Source organism: Streptomyces sp. NPDC025806 (assembly GCF_055558275.1).
Genome location: NZ_JBVHMU010000002.1, coordinates 547,208 through 566,943 on the forward strand (window position 1 = coordinate 547,208; position 19,736 = coordinate 566,943).

Consider the following 19,736-nt stretch of genomic DNA (forward strand, 5'->3'; position numbering starts at 1 on the left):
GGCCTGGTGGTCAGCGTTCCTGTGTGCGGCCGGCCTCGGCCGGGGTGCGGAGGTGGGAGCTGAGGAAGTGGGCGGCGCGGTCGAGTGCGGCGTCCGCCTCGTCGAGGCGTCCGTGCTCGGTCTGGTAGACGTGGGGGAGGCCGGGGCCGATCTCCAGTGTGGCCTCGACGTCGGCGGCGCCGGCGCGGGCGGCAAGGCGCACCGCGTCGTCGAGGAGGACCTCGTTCGCCCCGACCTGTACGAGCAGTGGGGGCAGGCCGGAGAGGTCGGCGAACACCGGACTCGCCAGGGGGTGGCTCGGGTCGCCGCCGCCGATGTAGTGATCCGCGTACGCGCGCACGTCGGCCGGGGTGAGGATCGGGTCGGCGTCTGCCTTGGTGCGCATGCTGGCTCCGGAGAGGGTGAGGTCGACCCAGGGGGAGAAGACGACCGCGGCGGCCGGCAGCGGCAGTCCTGCCTCCCGGGCGGCGAGCAGGGTGGCGATGGTGAGGCCGCCGCCGGCCGAGTCGCCGGCCATCACGATCTCCCGCGGATCGGCGCCGGTGGCCAGGAGGTCGCGGTAGGCGGCGAGTCCGTCGTCGACCGCGGCGGGGAAGGGGTGTTCGGGAGCCAGCCGGTAGTCCACGGAGGTGGTCCGCAGTCCGGTGCGGACGGCGAGTTCACCGACCAGGCCGGTATGGGTGTCCGGTGAGCCGACGACGTATCCGCCGCCATGGAGATGGAGCAGCCGACCGCGTTCGGTCGCTCCGGCCGGCTCCAGCTCCAGGGCGGGCCGCCCGCCGAGGACGGTTCTGCGGAGGGCGACGCCGTCCGGCGCGGGCCGCGTCATGGCCGCGGCGAAGCCGGTGCGCAGTTCGGCGGGGGCCGGCTGCGTCGCGCCGCGCGGGACGGAGCGGAGCAGGGCGTCCAGGGCTTGGCGCTGCTGTCGGGACATGGCGGGCCTCCATCGGGTCGGGATGCGAGGATGGATTCCTTGGAATCCATCTGCTCGTGTCCAACTATCTTCCAGGGAAGATGATTCCTGGGAATCTATTGGAGGTTCTGTGAGCCACGTCACCCCTCTCTTCCTCGATCTCGTCCGCGTGGAGACCCGGCTCTACAACGCGGTCGGCGCCCGCCTGCGCGCCGAACACGGCCTGACACTAGGCCAGTTCGAGTTCCTGCAGATCATCGACCGGGTGGACGGGTGCCGCGTACTCGACATCGTGGCCGAGCTGGCGATCACCGTGGGAGCCGCCAGCAAGGCGGTCGACCGGCTCGTGGCCGCCGACTGGTGCGTACGCGTCGCGCACCCGCACGACCGCCGATCCTCCGTGCTGCGCCTCACTCCCGAGGGCGAGAAGGTGCTGGCGGCTTCCCGGCCCGTGGTGGAGAGCGCGCTCGTCTCCCTGACGCGGACGGTTTCCGCCGCCGACCGCAAGACCCTCGCCACCACCTTGGCCGCTCTCCGGGCGAACCTCGAGGCGGACGGCGAAGGACAGCCAGGGAGCAGCCCGACCGCCTGAGCGTCCGATCCGCACCGGGGAGCGTACGCTCGCCGCCGGCGGCGGGAAAAGTGTCGGCGTCGGCCAGTGTCGCGTACGGGGTGAGGCGCCGCCGCCGGTGGTGAACAGCACGATTCCGGACGGCACTTCGAGCAGCCACGTCTCGCCGCGCGGCATCGCATCGTCGACGCCTCGGATTCACCCGCGGCACACCTGCCCGCCACGCGCATTCCGTCCGCGGCCCCGAGCATCGCCGCCATGACCTTGATGTCCCGGACCAACCGCAGGGCGGCCGCCGGTTCCGCCGTCACCCTGGCCGCCTCCTTCATCGCGCTGCTCGGCCCCGGCGCACCGGCGTACGCGGCCGCCAATGCCGTCCCGTCGTACGAGGTGAAGATCAATCTCACCGCGGCGGCGCTCGACGCGTCCCACACCCCGACCGCCGGCGTGCGTTCGGCCTTCGGCATCACGGGCTCGGCCAAGGCCCGTTCGTACTCCTACTACGACACCGACGCCCAGGCGCTCGACGCCGAGGGCTGGAGCGTGCGGCTGCGGCACAAGGAGGGCTCCTCCTTCGAGGAGAGCTACAAGAAGCGTTTCCCCGTGGCGGACGGCGACATCGACGCGGCCCTCAACACCGCCAACACGGCGGGCTTCGACAGCACCGACACCAACTACAAGGCCGAAGTCGACTGGGGCTACGGGAAGCAGACGCTGAGCTTCAGCGCCGAGAAGAGCCACAGTGCGACGGGGTACTCCGGTACCTCGATGCCGTCGAGTGACACCGGACGCACCTGGGTGGTCAACGACATCCCCGGCAAGCTGCAGGACTGGGGTTCCGCAGGGTGGGGCAAGGGTGTCCTGCAGGCGTCACGTGCCCACGGTCCGGTGACCTCACAGGTGTACAAGGGCGCGTGGGGCGCGTCGGACGACGCGAGCATCGAGGTGCTGCCGGTCGTCGGCGCGGGCGGGACGGGCACGGAGTATGTCGTCGAGCTGTCCTTCAAGACGGACTCGTACACCGACGCTGCCGACCTGCACGACGACGCGATCACGGTCGCAGAGGCCAACGGCTGGCTCTACCACGGCGACATCCTCAAGACCCAGCTGATCCTCGACCGCTACTGAGCCGTCAGCTCACCGGCGCTCCGCGGAACGCGAGTTGGCTTTGCCGGAGAAGCGGATGTGAAGGTGCCCGGTGGCCCGCCCACGACACTCGCAGGCCACCGGGTGACCGGTTCGGCACCGGTTCGACGCGAGCTGTCGATCAGCCGCGCGCCGCGACGTCGACGACGGATCGGTCGGACGGCAGCGAGGCCGTCTCCACGGTGCCCCGCCGCGCCGTCCGGCCGCGGCCGTCGTCGATGCGCAGACCGGTGAGGGCCGTGACGGCGACCAGAGCGAACGCGGCGGCTCCGATCACGAAGGCCGTCGTGTACTGCGCCTCCTCGGGCAGCGCCGGGACGCCGGCGGGTAGTCCCTTGATCAGGTTCGCGGTCAGCAGGGACGTGATGACCGCGCTGCCCACCGCGCTGCCGACGGAGCGGGAGATGGAGTTGATGCTGTTCGCGATGCCGCTCTGATGTGCCGGGACGCCGGCGACGATGAAGGCGGGGAGCGAGGCGAGGCCGAAGCTCACGGCCACGCCGGTCAGCATGCCGGCCACGACGACGGAGCCGGTGGCGGCGTGCTGCACGGCCAGCCACACGTATCCGAGCACGCCGAAGACGGAACCGGCGGTGAGCGTGGCCCGGGCTCCGATGCGGCGGACCAGCACACCTCCCAGCTGGGCGGCGAAGAGCGAGGCCACGGTCGCCGGAAGGAGGTAGGTGACAGCGGCGGAGAGCACGGAGGCCGTGAAGCCGTATCCGGCCAGTGCCCTGGGTGTCTGGGCCAAGTAGGAGATGGCGATGAACTGGGTGAACATACCGAAGCCCAGAAGCAGTCCCGCGACATTCGTGAACAGGACGGGCCGCAGGACGAACATCTTCATGTCCACGAGAGGCTCGCTCACCCGGCGCTCGACCAGCACCCACACGGCAGCCGTGACAGCCGCGGCGCAGAAGAGGCCGATCGTGCGCGCCGAACCCCAACCCCAGGTGTTCCCCTGCGACACGGGCAGCAGCAGGAGGACGAGCGTGGCGGCCAGCGACGCCGCGCCGAGCCAGTCGGTGCGCCCGCCCAGCGGTTCGGGGGAGTGCGGTACGACGACGGCGGCGACGACGAGTGCGAGCGCGGACAGTACGGTCGCCATCCAGAAGACGTGGTGGTAGTCCGGGTGGTCGCCCTGGGTGAGGAGTCCGGCGCCGACGAGCGCGAGCCCGCTGCCGACCGCGAGGGTGCCGCTGACCAGGCCCATGGCGCCGTGCAGTCGCTGCGGAGGCAGTTCGTCGCGCAGTACGGACAGGGCGAGCGGGAAGATCGCGGTGGCGGCGCCCTGCAGGGCGCGGGCCACGAGCAGCAGGGGCAGCGCGTTCGTCGTCGCGGCCAGCACGGACCCGACGACGGTCAGGGCGAGGACACCGAGCAGCACGGGCCGCTTGCCCCGCTGGTCGCCGAGCCGGCCGAGGAGCGGGGTGAACACCGCGGCCGACAGAAGAGTGGCCGTGGTGAGCCAGCTCGCGGCGGACGTGGTGATGTCGAGGTTGTTCTCGATGACGGCGAGGATGGGGACGACGAGCGTCTGCATCATCGACACGACCATCGCGGCGAGGCCGAGCGCGAGGACGAGACCGGTGCCTTTGCGGCTGTCCGGGTGCGGGGCGGTGTTTCTGCCAGGCATGGTGGTGGGCTTTCGGCTGTTCGTTGGGAGATCCGGCGGACAACGGCCGGAACAGGAAGTACGGGGCACGCACCGCCCCGCCCGCGCGGGGGAGTGCGCAGGCGGGGCGGGTGTTCGGTCGGCGGCGTCAGGCCAGGGGGACGTCGAGGCGGGCCCTGCGGTGGCTGAACGTGGCGATCGAGTGCGGGCCGTGGTAGCTGCCGAGACCCGACTCACCGACGCCGCCGAACGGAAGGTCGGGGACGCGGAGATGAGCCATCGGCAGACCGAAGCCGAGCCCTCCGGAAGACGTCTCGGAGGCGAGGCGGGCACGCGTGGTCTCGCTCTCGGTGAAGCCGTACAGCGCGAGAGGCTTGTCGCGGTCGTTGATGAAGGCGATGGCCTCGTCCAGGTCGGCGACCTCGACGATCGGCAGCACGGGGCCGAAGATCTCCTCCTGCATCACTGCCGCGTCGGGCTTCACGCCGCTCAGCACCGTCGGAGCGATGTAGAGGTCGTCGCGGTCGGTGTTCCCGCCGAAGGCGAGCGTGCCGGAGTGGAGCAGGGCGGCGACCCGGTCGAAGTGACGCGCGTTCACGAGGCGGCCGTACGCGTCCGAGTGCCGCGGGTCGTCACCGAGCATCGCCTTCACGGCCTCGGCCAGCGCGGCCTCGAGCCCTCGGGCCGTGGCGGGGTCGGTGAGGACGTAGTCCGGGGCGACGCAGGTCTGCCCGGCGTTACGGAACTTGGCTTCGGCCAGCCGGGTGGCGACGACGGACAGATCGACGTCACGGTCCACGAACACCGGAGACTTGCCGCCGAGTTCGAGCGTGACCGGCGTCAGGTGCTCGGCCGCGGCACGCATCACGATGCGGCCGACCGTGCCGTTGCCCGTGTAGAAGATGTGGTCGAACCGCTCGGCGAGCAGCTCCGTGGTCTCCGGCACCCCGCCCTCCACGACGGCGACCGCGTCGGGATCGAGATACCTGGGCACGAGGCGTGCCAGGAGCGCCGAGGTGGCCGGGGCCAGTTCGCTGGGCTTGAGGACCACGGTGTTGCCGGCGGCGAGCGCGCCGGCGACCGGTACGAGTGAGAGCTGGACCGGATAGTTCCAGGGCGCGATCACGAGGACGGTGCCCAACGGTTCGTAGAACGTGCCCGCGGTGGTGCCCTCGGGCAGCCCGGCGAGCGAGTCGGCGCCGAGCTCGGTGGGGGCCAGCCATCGGTCCAGCTCGGCGAGTGTGTGGTCGATCTCCCTGATCGGGAAGTCCACCTCGGCCGCGTAGGCCTCCGGCCGCGGTTTGCGCAGGTCGGCGAAGAGGGCGTCGGCTATGGCCTCGCGGTTGTCGGTGAACAGGGCACGCAGCGCGACCAGTTGCCGCTTGCGCCAGTCGGTCGGCTTGGTGCTGCCGCTGTGGAACGTGCTCCGCAGACGGGCCACGACGGATGTGATGTCGGACATGGTGGTGCTCCAGTGGGGAGGTTCAGCGGTTCCGGGCGGCGGATTGCACGGTGTCCATGACCGTTGGGGCGCGATCCGCCGCCCGGGGTCGGGGGCCGCGTGACGGCCGGCGCCAGGAGCACGCGCAGGGGCGTCAGGCCTGGGGGAGACGGACGAGCATCTTGCCGGTGTTGGCGCCGCGCATCATGGACTGGAAGGCGTCGAGGGTGTTCTCGATGCCGTCGACGACCGTCTCGTCGGCGATGAGGGAGCCGTCGGCGAGCCACCCTCCGGCCTGGCGGGCGAAGTCGCCCACGAGGTGGAGGTGATCGCTGACATTCATGCCCCGGAGGTTGATGCGCTTGCCGATGGCGAGCGGCAGGTGCGGTGGGCCCGCGGGCAGTTCGGTCGCGTTGTACATCGAGATGGCGCCGACGAGAGCGACTCGGCCGCGCAGGTTCATGACCTGGAGGGCCGCGTCGAGGTGGTCGCCGCCGACGTTGTCGAGGTAGACGTCGATGCCGTCGGGAGCCGCACTGGCCAGCTGGCCGGCGATGTCGCCTTCGCGGTAGTCGAGAGCGACGTCGAACCCGAAGTCCTCGGTGAGGCGCCTGGCCTTGACGGGGCCGCCGGCGGATCCGATGACCTTGGACGCGCCGAGCTTACGGGCGAACTGTCCGGCGACGGAGCCGACGGCGCCGGCCGCGCCCGAGATGAAGACGACGTCGCCTTCCTTGACGGGAGCGACCTCGGTGAGGCTGGCCCAGGCGGTCAGGCCCGTGGTGCCGAAGACGCCCAAGTAGGCCTGCAGCGGAGCGATTTCGGCGTCCACGAGCTGCACGTCCGCAGGGGTCAGCAGCGCGTACTCGCGCCAGCCGAGGAAGTGCGTGACCTTCGTGCCGACCGGAACGTCCGGGGCCTGCGACGCGACGACGGTGCCTGCCGCCGACCCGGTCATCGGCTCGTCCAGGCCGAAGGGCGGGACGTACGACTCACGGTCGTCCATGCGGCCGCGCATGTACGGGTCGACGGACAGGAAGTCGTTGCGGACCACGATCTGACCGGGCCCGGGGTCGGGCACGGTCGTGGTGACGAAGGCGAAGTCGGAGGCCTTCGGCTCGCCCACGGGGCGCGCGACGAGGTGCCATTCACGATTGGAAAAAGGCATGACGATTCCAGAGGTAGGAGAAGAGTGTGTCGGATGTACGAGGGAGTGCTGGACCGTCAGCGTCATGGCCCGGCAGGTGTGCCCAGCAGGCCCGCCACCAGCGCGTCCGAGGCCGGGGGGAGAAGTGCCCGGGCGTCGGCCCGGTGCTCCAGGCCCATGACGAGGGCGATGCAGATGTCGGCGGCCTGCGCCGGCTCCACCTCGGCCACGGTGCCGGTCTCGGTGAAGAGATCGGTGAGCAGCCTGCGCAGTTCGGTGGTGAAGGCGCCGCATATCCCAGCGAACAGCCGGGCGTCGGCGTCGAGCAGCTCGGAGGTGTGGGGCGAGTCCCCGGCCAGTTCGAGGACCAGGTCGAGCTTGGCGGCGAGTACGCCCCGGATCCGGCCCGGATACGGGGTGCCGGGGTCGGTCGCCGCCAGGCGGGCTCGCTCGAGCGCCTGCTCGTGCAGGCGGGCGGCGAGCCGCCGGAAGGCATCGTCCTTGTTGCGGACGTACTGATAGACCGCGGACCGGGACACGCCCATGGTGCCGGCGATGTCGTCCATCGTGGTGCGCCGCACGCCGTACCTGGTCAGGCAGTCGTACGTGGCGTCGAGGACCTCGTCGAGCCGGTCGGTGCCCATCGTGATCAGGCCAGCTTCCTGAGCAGCTCGGCGGCGAGGGGCGCGGAGGAGGCCGGGTTCTGGCCCGTGACCAGATTGCGGTCGACGACCACGTTCGGCGCCCACGGCTCACCGACCTCGACGTTGACGCCCGCCTCGGTGAGGCGGTCCTGGAGCAGCCACTTCGCCTTGTCGGCGAAGCCGCCCTGGGTCTCCTCCTCGTTGGTGAACGCGGCCACGTCGTAGCCCTGGAACGCGTTGGTGCCGTCGGCGGTGGTCGCGGCGAGCAGGGCGGCGGGGCCGTGGCAGACGACACCGAGCGGCTTGCCCGACTCCAGGGCGAGGGTCAGCACCTTGCCGGAGGTGGCGTCCACGGCGAGGTCCTCCATCGGGCCGTGGCCGCCGGGGTAGAACACCGCTGCGTAGTCGTCGAGGTTCACGTCCTCGAGGGTGATGGGGGACTGCAGCTCGCTCATCGCGGCGAGGCTGTTCGCGATCTTGTCGGCGCCTTCCTGTCCGCCGTTGACCTGGGGCGCGAGGCTGCCCTGGTCGACGGTGGGCACGACGCCGCCGGGAGTGGCGACGACGATCTCGTGCCCCGCCGCCTTGAAGGCCTGGTAGGGGGCGACAGCCTCCTCGGCCCAGAAGCCGGTCGGGTGCTGGGTGCCGTCGGCCAGCGTCCAGTGGTCGACACCGGTCATCACGAAAAGGATCTTTGACATGGGCGGGGCTCTTCCACGAGGGGCGGGTTCACGCGATGGACCCGCGAGGATGCGCTCTGTACGGACCGACACCGTGGACGCTGTTGACGTTCTGCGTCCGAAGTGTCAGTTCGGCGATGTCTTCGAAGGTAGGTCCGGGGATGCGGCCTGACCAATGAAGGTTCCAATAGCTGCCATAGGAACCTTCATGGCTGCCGGGGAATAGGGCCGAGCCAGGTCCCGGCGTCAGAGGTATAAGAATGTCGTAGGCTTCACGGTGTGAGCCATAACAGTCTTTCGGGTGTGGTGGACGCCGGAACGAGCGCCTCCACGGTCTCCGGACTCCCGGACCTGAATCTCCTGCGCACCTTCCTGGCCGTGTATCGGTTCGGATCGTTCACGGCGGCCGCTCACGCGCTCGGTCTCTCCCAGCCCACGGTGACGACCCAGATCCGCAATCTCGAGCGTCAGACGCGGCGCGAACTGTTCGAGCGGCTGCCCCGAGGGGTCGCTCCGACCTCCGTCGCCGACGAGCTGGCCGCACGCATCGCCGGCCCCCTCGACGCGCTGGGGGTGGCCGCCGGAAACGGGATGGCGGACGGGGCCCGGGCCGAACCGGTTCACCTGGCCGGCCCGGCCGAGATGCTGTCGGTCTTCGCCCTGCCGGCGCTCGGGCCGCTGATCGCCGACGGCGTGCGGCTGCGCGTCACCATGGGCCTGACCGACCCCCTCCTCGACGAGATGCGCGCGGGCCGCTACGACCTCGTCATCTCGACCACCCGCCCCCGCGGGCGTTCCCTCGCCTGGGCCCCCTTCGCCGACGAGGAATTCGTCCTGGTGGCGGCGCCGCTCTGGGCCGACCGCGTCAAGGGGCCGCTTGCGACGGAAGGGCCGGGCGTGCTGCACACGGTGCCCTTGGTCTCGTACGCCGAGGATCTGCCGATGGTGCGCCGGTACTGGCGACACGTCTTCGGCAAGCGACTGAACTGCACCGCCGCCGTCACCGTGCCCGATCTGCGAGCGGTCCTGTCCACGGTGGTGGGCGGGGCGGGCTTCAGCGTGCTGCCCCGCTACCTGTGCCAGGCGCAACTGGCATCCGGTGCGCTGGTCCTCCTCAACGACCCGGAGGACCCGCCCATCAACACGGGCTATCTGGTGCAGCGCCCCGGGGTGTCCGCGAACCCGGACGTCGACCGCGTACGCGACCACCTCGTCGAGGCGGCCCGCGGCTGCTGACCATCCTTCCGACCTGGGGTCTGCATTAAGGGTTTTTCGGTACGGTGCCTCGGTGTGTCACTACGCCATGACCTCCTACAAGCTGCACTACGCGTGCGTATCCTGCCGTGTCAGCTTCAAGCAGCATGCCTACCGGCAGCTGGAGCACCGGTGCCCGAACTGTGCCCAGCCCCTCATCTGCGCTGGTCATGACTTCGCGCCTCCGCCCAGGCGTGATGTGCGCGGGTGGTCTGTGGTGGCCGCAGTGTTGGGGGAAGGGTTGCGCTACGAAGGACGATCCGCCTGCGGGTGCGGCAAAGAACCCAAGTACCGCCCGCGGACCAGAGCCGAACTGCGGGGGCGTAGGAAAGTTGCCGCAAGGAACGGGCTCCCGTTGTCTGAGACACTCTCCCGCCCCGATCCTCTGACTGCGTCGTCTGGCCATCATCAAGGAGAATGACAGCGCACGTTCCGGCTGCGAGTCCCGGATCAGTACCGTCAGTGCGCGGGCGGTGTTCGCCAGCGGAGGGCTTGTCGTGCTGCTCGGAGCTGGGAGGTGTTCAGGCTGGTCCAGGTGAGGGCGGCGCTGCTGTGGGCGGCAAGCCAGGACCGCTGCGCAGCCGCCACCTCCCGGTAGCCGACGGTCAGATACCCCGTACGGGCCTTGCATCGCAGATCAGCCCGCACGACGGGGTCACCACGAAGACGAGTACTCTCAGGCAGCCCCCGGAGGAGCGCCACAGGGTCTCTGAACGACCGCCCGGACTCCTTCATGCACCGCCGCCACAGGCCGCCTACCCTCCGTAGCGCCGGACTGCGTTCGACGGCCCGCAGCGTCTCCCGCTCCCCGGCTGCGAATTCCAGCCGCAGCCGAACGTGCCGCAGCCGCCCGTCGCCGAGAAGCCGGCGCTCGGCGGTGGCCTGACAACCGGTCGTGGGAAGACTGACGCGGATGCCGGCCCCTGTGACGGATGCCTGCTTGCCGGGGTCTCCGAGCAGTGCCCGCATGTAAGCGGGACTGCGCCGCTGCTCGGGAGGTGGGTCCTTCGGCGCGGGCGTGGTCAGGTCCTGAGGTTCGAGCCCGAAGGGCGCGGGGAACTGGGCGGCGGCGTCCGCAGCCGAGGGCCTTCCCGGGTAGCGGAAACCGTGGTCCGACATGCAGCGTCCGATGATCCGCTGGGTGGCGACGCGCACCTCGCGGGGCGTCGGCTCGTAGAGCAGCCGGTACAGCGGCTGGTTCTGCCGCAACGCGGGGAGCGACGTTCCCGCCGGGTGTGCTTCGGGCCCCTTTTCCGGCCGTGCGGCGACGGCCCAGGCCACGAGCCCGGCGGTGACGACGAGGACGAGAGCGAGCAACCGGACGGTGCGGCCGGCGCGGGCATGCAGAGGCATGAGGCAAGGCTCCTTCCGTGTGAGCGGGCCCGGCGGCACCCCCGTTCACGCCGCCGGACCCGCTGGCCGCACCGGTCAGTAGCAGGAAATGGAGGTCGTCCCGCGCAGCCGCAGCGAACTGGCACGGTCCTTGTACTTGTCCGGGAGGGTGACCGAGTGCCCCGGGTTGACGCAGAAGAGGAACCCGTTCGTCGCCCAGTCGCTGCCGATGCCGGTGTAGTAGTGGCTCTCGTAGCCGGAGGAACTGTTGTTGCTGGCCGACCAGGAGTTGTTGTTCACGGACGTGCCGTCGGCGTAGTAGTCGTCCTGGAAGTCGGTGTCCGTGTTGTAGAACGAGTAGCCCATCGAGCCGAGGGACCCCGAGAAGATGCAGTGGTACCCCGAGGCGCAGTACGGGTTCGACGCCTCCGCCGTCCCGGCCGAACCGAGTGTCGCCGCCCCGGCTCCGAGCACCGCAACCAGAGCTGCCAGGCCGGTGCCGATCTTCCGCTTGAGCATGCTGTTCCCCTGACGTCGTGTTCCTTCGCGCCGGTGACTCCGGCGCCCGGCGCCAGTTTTGGCCCGACTCCGTCACCGCCTCGACCTGTTTCGGTCTGGACCGAACAAGGGCGTCACGGGAGGATCACGCCGGACCAGGATGTACGGGGCACACGTATGCGGGGGACGACAGGGTGTACCGAGTGCATTTCACGATGGCGGACCTGGAGCGCACGCGGGTGGCGTCGGGGCCGTTGCCGCTGCTGGATCTGGGTGCGGCGGTGAGAGCCCTGCAACTGCGCGGCGACAGCGTGCGGTTCGGGGCGTGGCGGCGGCACTCACTGGAGCGCCTTCGGCCCGAGGACCGCATGGTTCTGGACCTGATCCCGCCCGGGCGTGGCGCACCGGACTTCCTGACGCTGCCCGCCCAGGGCGACCCTCGGGACGTCCTCGACAGGGCGCGATCCACTCCCCGCGCCTGGGTCCGCAAGGAACTGGACCACTTCGCGCCGGCCCAGCCCATGCCGGCCTGGACCCGCCGGCTCGCCGACGACCGGGAACTGTTGGCACGGCTCTTCGACAGCCTCCACCATGTCCACGACGTACTGCTCGGCCCTTACGAGGACCGCCTCGCCAGGGAGCGGGCGGCCGACCGGGCCAGGCGGGCACGGGACCTCCTGGAGGGAGGGGTGGGGCGCTTGCTCGGGTCGCTGAACCCGAGGTGGGTGCGGTGGAAGTCGCCCGTGCTGGAACTCGACACGTTCTCCGGGTACGACGAGAACGTGCGGCTCGACGGGCGAGGGGTGCTGCTCGTGCCGTCGTTCTTCGGGGCGGAACGGCCCAGCGTCTCGCTCGACGCCGAGCCTCAACCGGTGGTGACGTACCCCGTCGGGCGGCAGGCCGACATCCTCGTTCCTGCCGCGCGGTCGGCCGGCACGGCGACGCTCGCCGCGCTGCTCGGGGCGAGCCGCGCGGCCGTCCTGTACGCCGTTGCCGAACATCCGGGGTGTTCCACGTCCGAGCTCGCCGCTTGTACGGGGTTGGCGGCCGCCAGCGCCAGTGAGCACGCGTCCACGCTCAGGTCGGCCGGCCTGATCACCACGACCCGCACCCGCAACAGAGCCCTGCACACCCCCACTCCGCTGGGCCTGACCCTCCTCAACACCAACGCCGCACGTGCCGACGAGACCGCTTCTTTCCCCGGTCGGAAAATGCCTGGCTGTTCGGCTACCGCAGACAACCTCTGACTGAGCGTCAGCGGTCGGACTCGACCATGTGCTTTTCCTGAGCGCAACGCCGCCGAAACACCGTCTTCCTACCGTCACCCCCACACCGGTCATGGCTGCAACGGCCGGTGGGTGTCCGGGTGCGGGGCTTGCCCGGGCGCTAACCAGCCGTCTTCCGCCGAGCTGTGAGGAGGAACGATGGCTGTTGCCGAGCATGCCGTCGCGCCCGCGCACCAAGGACCCCATCCTGTCGACGTACGGCCGCCGTGGCGGCGGCTCGTGCCGCTGAGCCTGCAGCATCTGCTCGTCGCGTACGCGGGCATGGCCACGATGCCGCTGCTCGTGGGCAGCGCGCTTCATCTGCCCGAGGACCGGATACGGCTGCTCATCAGCGCGAACCTGCTGGTCAGCGGGATCGCCACCGTGTTGCAGTCGCTGGGTCTGAAGTGGTTCGGGGCGCGGTTGCCGATCGTGATGGGCTCCACGTTCACCGCGATCACCCCCGCCATCCTCATCGGGCAGGAGCACGGGCTCGCCGCCGTGTTCGGGGCGACCGTCGTGTCCGGCCTGGTGACGCTGGCCGTCGCGCCGTGGTTCGGGCGCTGGCTGCATCTGTTTCCGCCGCTGGTCACCGGGACGGTCATCGCTGTCATCGGGTTCTCGCTGGTGCCTTCGGCGGCCGGTCTCGTCGCCGGGGAAGGGGCCGGCGGAAGCGGTGGCCGCGGGCTGGCGCTCGCCGCCGGGACCGTGCTGCTCGTGGTGGTCGTGGAGCGCGTCGCGCCGCCCGCGCTCGCCCGGTTCTCGGTGCTCCTCGCCATGGCCGTGGGCACCGTGGTTGCGCTCCCGCTGGGCCTGTTCGACGGGTCGGGGGTCGTGGACGCGCGCGTCGTCACGGCGCCCGATCCGACGGCTTTCGGGGCGCCCACGTTCGTGGTGCCGGCCATCGCGGCGATGCTTGTCGTGCAGCTCGTGAACATGGTGGAGTCCGTCGGCGACACCCTGGCGGTCGGTCAGATCGTCGGCCGTGGTGACGACGCGCCCACCGTCGTACGGGCACTGCGCGCGGACGGGGCCGCGACCGTGCTGTCGGGGGTGCTCGCCTCCTTCCCCATCGTGACGTTCGGGCAGTCCGTGGGCCTGGTGAGCGTGACGCGCGTGAAGAGCCGTCATGTGGTGGCACTGTCCGGAGTGCTGATGGTGGTGCTCGCGTTCGTGCCCGTGCTCGGGGCCGCCGTCGCCGCAGTGCCGGGACCGGTCCTCGGCGGGGTCTCGCTCGTCATGTTCGGGACCGTGGGCGCCGTCGGGCTGCGCATTCTCGCGCGTGCCGATCTCACCGAGCCGCGGAACCTGCTGACCGTCGCTCTCGCCTTCGCGCTCGGCATGATCCCCGTCGGCGCGCCGGACTTCTACGCGCCGCTCCCCTCGTACCTGCGCACCGTCCTGGACAGCGGAATCGCCGTCACCGGGATCGTGGCGTTCCTGCTCAATCTGCTGTTCCACCACACGGGCGCGGCCCGTCCCCGGAAGGAGCCCGCCCGATGACTCTCGGGACGATCACGGACGTCACCGTCCACAGCGGGGGCCGCTGGCTGCCCGGCATGGATGTGCACATCGCCGACGGACGGGTCACAGCGCTCGCGCAGCACGGCGAACTCCCGTGCAGGGGTGAGGTATTGGCCGGTCACGGTGGACACCTGACGCCCGGCCTGGTCAACACCCACACCCACCTCTTCCAGGCGGGACTGCGCGGCATCGGCGAGGGGCTCGGGCTGCTCGCGTGGCTGAGCGCCGTCGGAGAGGAGGCGGCGCTCCTCACACCCGAGCGGGCCTACGCGGCCGCTGCCGCCGCCGCGGCCGAAGCACTGCGCAGCGGCACCACCACGCTCGTCGAGCACATGTGGCCGCACCCGTCGCCCGAGGTGCACGACGCGGTACTACGGGCCCTCAAGGACAGCGGCGTACGGGCCGTGCTGTGCCGGGGCGTCGCGGACCGGGCCGACCCGAGCCGCAAGTGGGGCTTCGATCCGCGGCTGATGCAGCCGCTGAAGGAGGCCCTCGCGCACACCGACGAGCTGATCGCGCAGGCGCGCGGCAGCCGGGTGGACGTCGGCGTGGCCGTGCCCAATCCGCGGTGTCTGACGCCGGAGGGCATGGGCGCCGTGCGCGCGTACGCCGAGGAGCGCGGGCTGCCCGTCTCGCTGCACCTGCTGGAGACGACGACGGACGACGCGATGTGCCGTGACCGTACGGGGGTCGGCGCCGTCGAGTATCTGGAGTGGGCCGGTTTCCTGTGGGAGCGGTTGCTCGCCGTGCACTGTGTGGAGCTCGACGCCGAGGGGCGGGCCACCCTCGCCCGGCACGGCGTCGGTGTCTCGTACAACCCGCTGAGCAACATGCGGCTCGGCAGCGGGATCGCGCCGGTGCCCGAGATGCTCAAGGCCGGCCTGAGCGTCGGTCTCGGGGTCGACGGGGCCGCCAGCAACGACACGCAGGACATCCTGGAGGCGCTGCGCATCGGGGCGTATCTGCAGCGGGCGGCGCACCGCCAGGCGGATCTGTTCGGGTTCCCCGAGATGTTCGCGATGGCGGCGGGCGGCGCGAACCGCGTGCTCGGGATCGAGGAGAACCCGGACGGCGGGGTGCGCGTGGGAATGCGGGCGGACCTCGTCCTGCACCGCTTCGACCGGGACTACGCCTGCCTCCCGGTCCGCGATCCGGGGGCGACGCTGTTGACGTGTGCGGGCAGCAGGACGGTGGCGGCCGTGCTGGTCGGGGGCGAGGTGCTGGTGCGCGACGGGGAGCATGTCCGGCTTCCGTCGCGGGAGCTGGCGGCAGGCCTCGCCCGTTGGGACTCCTACGGTGCATGAGCAGCTGGGCCCTGAACCCCCGACCAGGACACTTTGAGCTTTACGGCCGCGTAACCGCGCGATCCCCACCGGAAACACACACCGGGCAGGCTGAGCGCATCGCGTGCGGGCCCCGGCGAGCGGGGCCCGCGCCAGCCCACGGCGCCGGGCCCACGAAGGGGTCCGCCGTGACCGTGCACGCGGGCATCTGAGTGCCCGTGCTGGGGATCGCAGGGGCGGTGACTGCATCCCGTACGCAACTCCGTTCCAGAGGAGCGACAGCCGCGATGACGAACACCACGTACACACTCGACGAGTTGGCCAAGGAGACCCGCATGGGCGGGGCCGGGACGGAGACGTCCGCCCGGGAGATCCGGCGCATCGACCTCACCGACTTCGACCGCCGCAAGGCGGAGATCACCGAGGACCTGTGGGCCGCCGCCACCGACATCGGCTTCTTCCAGCTGGTCAACCACGGCATCGAACCCGAGGCCGTGGACGGCGCGTTCGCCGACGCCGAGGCCTTCTTCGCCCTGCCGGAGCGGACCAAGGCGCGGCACGGCCTGAAGAAGGGGCTCAACTCCGGCTGGGAGTCGATGACCCAGGTGCGACCCTCGATCGGGACGCCCGACCAGAAGGAGTCCTACCAGCTGACCCGTCCGCACATGGAGGGGTTGTGGCCGGACGACGTGCTGCCCGGGTTCCAGGACCGCGTGCTGGCGTTCGAGGCGCGCTGCCGGGACCTGGCGATGCGGGTGCTGTCCTGCTTCGCGGACCGGCTGGGACTGCCCGAGGGGTTCTTCGCGCGCGCCCACGACCCGGCGAGCCCGCGCTACCAGTCGACGCTGCGGATGCTGCACTACTTCGCCGTGCCCGACGACGCCGTGATCCCCGCGAACGTGTGGCGGGCCGGGGCGCACACCGACTTCGACTGCCTGACCCTGCTGTTCCAGCGAGAGGGGCAGGGCGGGCTGCAGGTGTGCCCGGGCAAGGAGGCCGAGGCGCAGGAGTGGACGCCGGTCGAGCCGGCCGACTCCGTGATCACCTGCAACATCGGGGACATGCTGATGCGGTGGAGCGACGACCGGCTCCCGTCGAACTTCCACCGGGTCAGGTCACCGGGGCCCGACGAGGACCGGTCGGCCCGCCACAGCATCGCGTTCTTCGCGCAGGCCGACCGCGACGTGGTGATCGAGGGTCCGGAGGGCCGCTACCCGCCGATCACCGCGGCCGACTACATCCAGCAGCGGATCGCTGCCAACTTCGCCCGATAGACCCGACAGAACGGTGGTTGATGTGACGATGCCTGCGAAGGGCGGACAGCGGGCCGGTTTCGGGCGGCTCGCGGTGCTGGGGCTCCAGCACGTGCTCGTGATGTACACGGGGTGTGTGACCGTGCCGCTGGTGTTCGGTGCCGCGGCCGGGCTCGATGCCGCGACGATCGCCGTCCTGATCAACGCCGATCTGCTCGTCGCCGGCGTCGTCACGATGATCCAGGGCGCCGGCGTGGGCCGCGTCCTCGGTGTGCGAATGCCGGTGATGGCCGGGGCCGCGTTCACCGCGGTGACACCGATGATCCTGATCGCCGGGGAGTACGGGCTCCAGGCGGTGTACGGATCCATGCTCGCGGCCGGGGTGTTCGGGCTGCTGATCGCCTACCCGTTCGCGAAGGCGGTCCGCTTCTTCCCGCCGCTGGTGAGCGGCGTGGTGATCACGGTGGTGGGGCTCGCGCTGATCGGCGTGGGCGTGAACCTGGTCGTCGGGAACGACCCGAAGGCCGCCGATCACGCGGCGCCCTCGCGCCTGGCGCTCGCCGCGTTCGTCGTCCTCGTGATCCTGCTCGTGGCACGGTTCGGACGCGGGTTCCTCGCTCAAACCGGTGTACTGCTGGGCCTGTTGGCGGGCACAGCGGTCGCCGTGCCGCTCGGCCTGGTCGACTTCTCGGCGGCGCGGACGGCCGACTGGATCGGGGTCAGTGCCCCGTTCCACTTCGGTGCCCCGGAATTCCCCGCGGTCGCCGTGCTGTCGATGTGCGTGGTGATGCTGGTCCTGTTCGCCGAGTCGACGGCCGATCTGATCGCGGTGGCGGAGCTCACCGGGAAGCGGCTGACCACCGCCGACATGGCGCGCGGGCTGGCGGCGGACGGGCTCTCCGGGGTGCTGGGCGGCATCATGAACGCCTTCCTCGACACGGTGTTCGCGCAGAACGTGGGCCTGGTGACGATGACGAAGGTGCGCAGCCGGCACGTGGCGACGATCGCGGGCGGCATCCTCGTGGTCCTCGGCCTCGTGCCCAAACTCGGGGCGCTGGTCGCCGGGTTGCCGCAGCCGGTGGTCGGCGCGGCAGGGCTCGTGATGTTCGCGACGGTCGCCGCGGTCGGGATCGGCACACTCCGCAAGGTCGACTTCGACGGCACGCACAACCTGCTGATCATCGCGGTGGCGATCGGCGTCGGCATGGCACCCGAGGTCGCCCCCGACCTGTACTCGCGCTTCCCCGACGGCGTCGGCATCGTCCTCGGATCACCGGTGACCAGTGCGACGCTGCTGGCGTTCTGTCTGAACCTGGCGTTCAACGGCGGGGGTTCACGCCGTGACGCCGGGCTCGTGCGGGCGCCGGTGGCAGAGGTGCGGCGCGAGGCGCCGGCGGGGCGGACGGGATCTTGATGACAGCCCCTGGGTCACGCGGCTACGGGGTGATGTCCTTGGCGAGGCGACAGATCTGACGCCCCGACGGCCGAGAGGCCCGAACGGCACACGCCGTTCGGGCCTTTCGCTCATCGGTGGGTCGGGCACCCCTGAGGGCGCGGAGTCAGTGATCGGAGTAGCTGAAGTCGCCCATGCTCCAGGCGCTGACGTCCGCGATCGAGACGCGGTACATCCCGCCGGTCTCCGGGATCCCCACCGCGCCCTGAAGGATCCGCGCCATGTGGAAGTGCAGATGGGCGGGCGGCCCGCCGTCGCGCGTCGTAGCGGTGAAAACGGGGGAGAACTCGCCCAGGCGGGCGGAGTCCGCCAGGACCTCTGACACCCGCTGCCTCCACACCGCTTCGGAGGCCAGCCGACCGGTGATGACAGCGCCACCGGTGACCACCGTGAGGGACATCTGGTTGCTCTGCCCGGACTCCACCAACGTGGCGATGTCTACGAGCAGCTCGTCAGGCTTCGACATGGAAACCGATCCTAATCACGTGTCGTCCCGCCCCTCAATCGGTCCCCCGACCGGGCGGGGGACCGCGATGCGCCGACAGGCACCCGCGTCGCCGTTCGAGATCGATTACCTCATGAGCGAACACTCCAAAATCTATGTTGGCTACAGTAGACATTCGATTGTGGCGTCGCTATGGTTTTTCTCGTAACCAGAGGACAGACAGAAGGGCCCGGCAGAGACGAACTGCCGGGCGGCAGTACCTGAAGTCGCAGTACGCAGGACGGTACGGCGGTGGAGTTCCGAAGCCAGGTCGGTTGCAGGACGGCGACAGGGCTGACAGCCGGACCGGGTGGCCCGCAGTGATCAGGGGCCGCCGCCGCGGGACCGCCGTCATGACATGGCGGATCCGGTACCCGCGAGTGCAGTACGCAGTACCCCGTTGACAGGAAGTTGATCACTGAGGAAGAACGGAGGAACGAAGCACCATCAGGATCGCCCGGACGAAAGTCTCGAGTCCGGGTACCGCAGGACATCGATAGTGAGGTGGTCTCCGGTCAAGCAATCGCGATCCCCGTACTCCCGGCAGCGTGTGTGCCGGGCAGGCGGATACAGAGGGCCGACTTCGTATCAGGGTCGGCACGTGGTGTAAAAGTTCCTTCGGGGCCCTGGTGCCGTACGGCACCAGGGCCCCTCGACGCGTTCCCGAGAGAGGTGCAGATGACAGCAGACGACTCGTACGACCGACTCGACGACGAGGACTACCCCGCCTACACGATGGGCCGGGCCGCCGAGATGCTCGGCACCACGCAGGGGTTCCTCCGCGCCATCGGCGAGGCCCGCCTGATCACCCCGCTGCGCTCCGAGGGCGGCCACCGCCGCTACTCCCGCTACCAGCTGCGCGTCGCCGCCCGCGCACGCGAACTCGTCGACCAGGGCACGCCCATCGAGGCGGCCTGCCGCATCATCGTCCTGGAAGACCAGCTCGAGGAAGCCCAGCGCATCAACGAGGAATACCGCCGCGCCGCCGAAGCGGCCGCCCCGCCGGCCGAGGGCTGAGACGGAGCCCTCGGCCGTACCTCCTGCTGTGCCGGCCGCGGAAATGGCGGGCGATGACGACGGAGCCGTCCGGGGCGCGGTGAATGTGGCCATGGCGCGCCCTCGCCCCGGGCCATCGAGATCGGGCTCCCGCCGCACTCTGCCTGGTCCAGGCGGCTTGCACGGCCCTCCACGGCCTGGAAGAGCGCAAGGAGTGACCTCGTCCCGCGCGTACCC

The 19,736-nt window shown here is 70.6% G+C and carries 18 protein-coding genes; 9 read left to right on the forward strand and 9 right to left on the reverse strand.

Annotated elements, in window-relative coordinates; genetic code table 11:
• Window positions 1–10: 10 nt before the first annotated feature.
• Window positions 11–934 (reverse strand): alpha/beta hydrolase, encoded by a 924-nt coding sequence (locus ACZ4E1_RS06110; protein ID WP_467536292.1) that lies wholly within the window; start codon window positions 932–934, stop codon window positions 11–13.
• Window positions 935–1,043: 109 nt separating this feature from the next.
• Here ACZ4E1_RS06110 and ACZ4E1_RS06115 point away from each other — a divergent pair, with 109 nt between their 5' ends.
• The gene (locus tag ACZ4E1_RS06115) at window positions 1,044–1,505 is read left to right on the forward strand and encodes a MarR family winged helix-turn-helix transcriptional regulator (RefSeq protein WP_467536293.1); all 462 of its coding nucleotides are present in this window, start codon (window positions 1,044–1,046) and stop codon (window positions 1,503–1,505) included.
• Window positions 1,506–1,742: 237 nt separating this feature from the next.
• Window positions 1,743–2,612 carry a hypothetical protein gene (locus ACZ4E1_RS06120; protein WP_467536294.1) on the forward strand — a complete coding sequence of 290 codons (870 nt, stop codon included), beginning with the start codon at window positions 1,743–1,745 and terminating at the stop codon, window positions 2,610–2,612.
• Between the two features lie 139 nt (window positions 2,613–2,751).
• On the opposite strand, the gene ACZ4E1_RS06125 is transcribed toward ACZ4E1_RS06120, so the two are convergent.
• The 5 genes from ACZ4E1_RS06125 to ACZ4E1_RS06145 form a co-directional block, all read right to left on the reverse strand.
• Window positions 2,752–4,266, reverse strand: a complete 1,515-nt coding sequence (locus ACZ4E1_RS06125) for an MFS transporter (protein WP_467536295.1) — start codon at window positions 4,264–4,266, stop codon at window positions 2,752–2,754.
• A gap of 127 nt (window positions 4,267–4,393) precedes the next feature.
• Window positions 4,394–5,707 carry an aldehyde dehydrogenase family protein gene (locus ACZ4E1_RS06130; protein WP_467536297.1) on the reverse strand — a complete coding sequence of 438 codons (1,314 nt, stop codon included), beginning with the start codon at window positions 5,705–5,707 and terminating at the stop codon, window positions 4,394–4,396.
• A gap of 133 nt (window positions 5,708–5,840) precedes the next feature.
• Entirely contained in the window at window positions 5,841–6,854 is a 1,014-nt protein-coding gene (locus ACZ4E1_RS06135; protein WP_467536299.1) for an NADP-dependent oxidoreductase, read from the reverse strand.
• A 62-nt stretch (window positions 6,855–6,916) separates the two neighbouring features.
• Window positions 6,917–7,477, reverse strand: coding sequence for a TetR/AcrR family transcriptional regulator (locus tag ACZ4E1_RS06140; RefSeq protein ID WP_467536301.1), 561 nt, complete (start codon window positions 7,475–7,477; stop codon window positions 6,917–6,919).
• 5 nt (window positions 7,478–7,482) lie between these two features.
• A complete protein-coding gene (locus ACZ4E1_RS06145) occupies window positions 7,483–8,178 on the reverse strand; it encodes a type 1 glutamine amidotransferase domain-containing protein (protein WP_467536302.1) in 696 nt (231 codons plus the stop codon).
• Between the two features lie 282 nt (window positions 8,179–8,460).
• On the opposite strand from ACZ4E1_RS06145, the gene ACZ4E1_RS06150 reads away from it, so the two are divergent.
• Window positions 8,461–9,393, forward strand: a complete 933-nt coding sequence (locus tag ACZ4E1_RS06150) for a LysR family transcriptional regulator (protein WP_467536659.1) — start codon at window positions 8,461–8,463, stop codon at window positions 9,391–9,393.
• A gap of 477 nt (window positions 9,394–9,870) precedes the next feature.
• Here ACZ4E1_RS06150 and ACZ4E1_RS06155 read toward each other — a convergent pair whose 3' ends face one another.
• Both ACZ4E1_RS06155 and ACZ4E1_RS06160 read right to left on the reverse strand, forming a co-directional pair.
• Window positions 9,871–10,764 (reverse strand): hypothetical protein, encoded by an 894-nt coding sequence (locus ACZ4E1_RS06155; RefSeq protein ID WP_467536303.1) that lies wholly within the window; start codon window positions 10,762–10,764, stop codon window positions 9,871–9,873.
• A gap of 75 nt (window positions 10,765–10,839) precedes the next feature.
• Window positions 10,840–11,262, reverse strand: a complete 423-nt coding sequence (locus ACZ4E1_RS06160; protein WP_467536305.1) for a hypothetical protein — start codon at window positions 11,260–11,262, stop codon at window positions 10,840–10,842.
• A 182-nt stretch (window positions 11,263–11,444) separates the two neighbouring features.
• Between ACZ4E1_RS06160 and ACZ4E1_RS06165 the strand changes: the two genes are divergently transcribed.
• From ACZ4E1_RS06165 to ACZ4E1_RS06185, 5 genes are all read left to right on the forward strand, one after another.
• The gene (locus tag ACZ4E1_RS06165) at window positions 11,445–12,488 is read left to right on the forward strand and encodes a MarR family transcriptional regulator (protein WP_467536307.1); all 1,044 of its coding nucleotides are present in this window, start codon (window positions 11,445–11,447) and stop codon (window positions 12,486–12,488) included.
• A gap of 177 nt (window positions 12,489–12,665) precedes the next feature.
• A complete protein-coding gene (locus ACZ4E1_RS06170; protein WP_467536309.1) occupies window positions 12,666–14,009 on the forward strand; it encodes a uracil-xanthine permease family protein in 1,344 nt (447 codons plus the stop codon).
• Window positions 14,006–15,334, forward strand: coding sequence for an amidohydrolase family protein (locus tag ACZ4E1_RS06175; protein WP_467536311.1), 1,329 nt, complete (start codon window positions 14,006–14,008; stop codon window positions 15,332–15,334). The genes ACZ4E1_RS06170 and ACZ4E1_RS06175 overlap by 4 nt, the downstream gene beginning before the upstream one ends.
• Before the next feature lie 266 nt (window positions 15,335–15,600).
• Window positions 15,601–16,587 (forward strand): isopenicillin N synthase family dioxygenase, encoded by a 987-nt coding sequence (locus ACZ4E1_RS06180; protein WP_467536313.1) that lies wholly within the window; start codon window positions 15,601–15,603, stop codon window positions 16,585–16,587.
• Window positions 16,588–16,615: 28 nt separating this feature from the next.
• Window positions 16,616–17,980: a nucleobase:cation symporter-2 family protein gene (locus tag ACZ4E1_RS06185; RefSeq protein ID WP_467536662.1), complete on the forward strand. Its 1,365-nt coding sequence runs from the start codon at window positions 16,616–16,618 to the stop codon at window positions 17,978–17,980.
• Between the two features lie 145 nt (window positions 17,981–18,125).
• Here ACZ4E1_RS06185 and ACZ4E1_RS06190 read toward each other — a convergent pair whose 3' ends face one another.
• The gene (locus ACZ4E1_RS06190) at window positions 18,126–18,485 is read right to left on the reverse strand and encodes a hypothetical protein (RefSeq protein ID WP_467536314.1); all 360 of its coding nucleotides are present in this window, start codon (window positions 18,483–18,485) and stop codon (window positions 18,126–18,128) included.
• A 696-nt stretch (window positions 18,486–19,181) separates the two neighbouring features.
• On the opposite strand from ACZ4E1_RS06190, the gene ACZ4E1_RS06195 reads away from it, so the two are divergent.
• Window positions 19,182–19,520: a MerR family transcriptional regulator gene (locus ACZ4E1_RS06195; RefSeq protein WP_467536316.1), complete on the forward strand. Its 339-nt coding sequence runs from the start codon at window positions 19,182–19,184 to the stop codon at window positions 19,518–19,520.
• The last annotated feature ends 216 nt before the right edge of the window (window positions 19,521–19,736 follow it).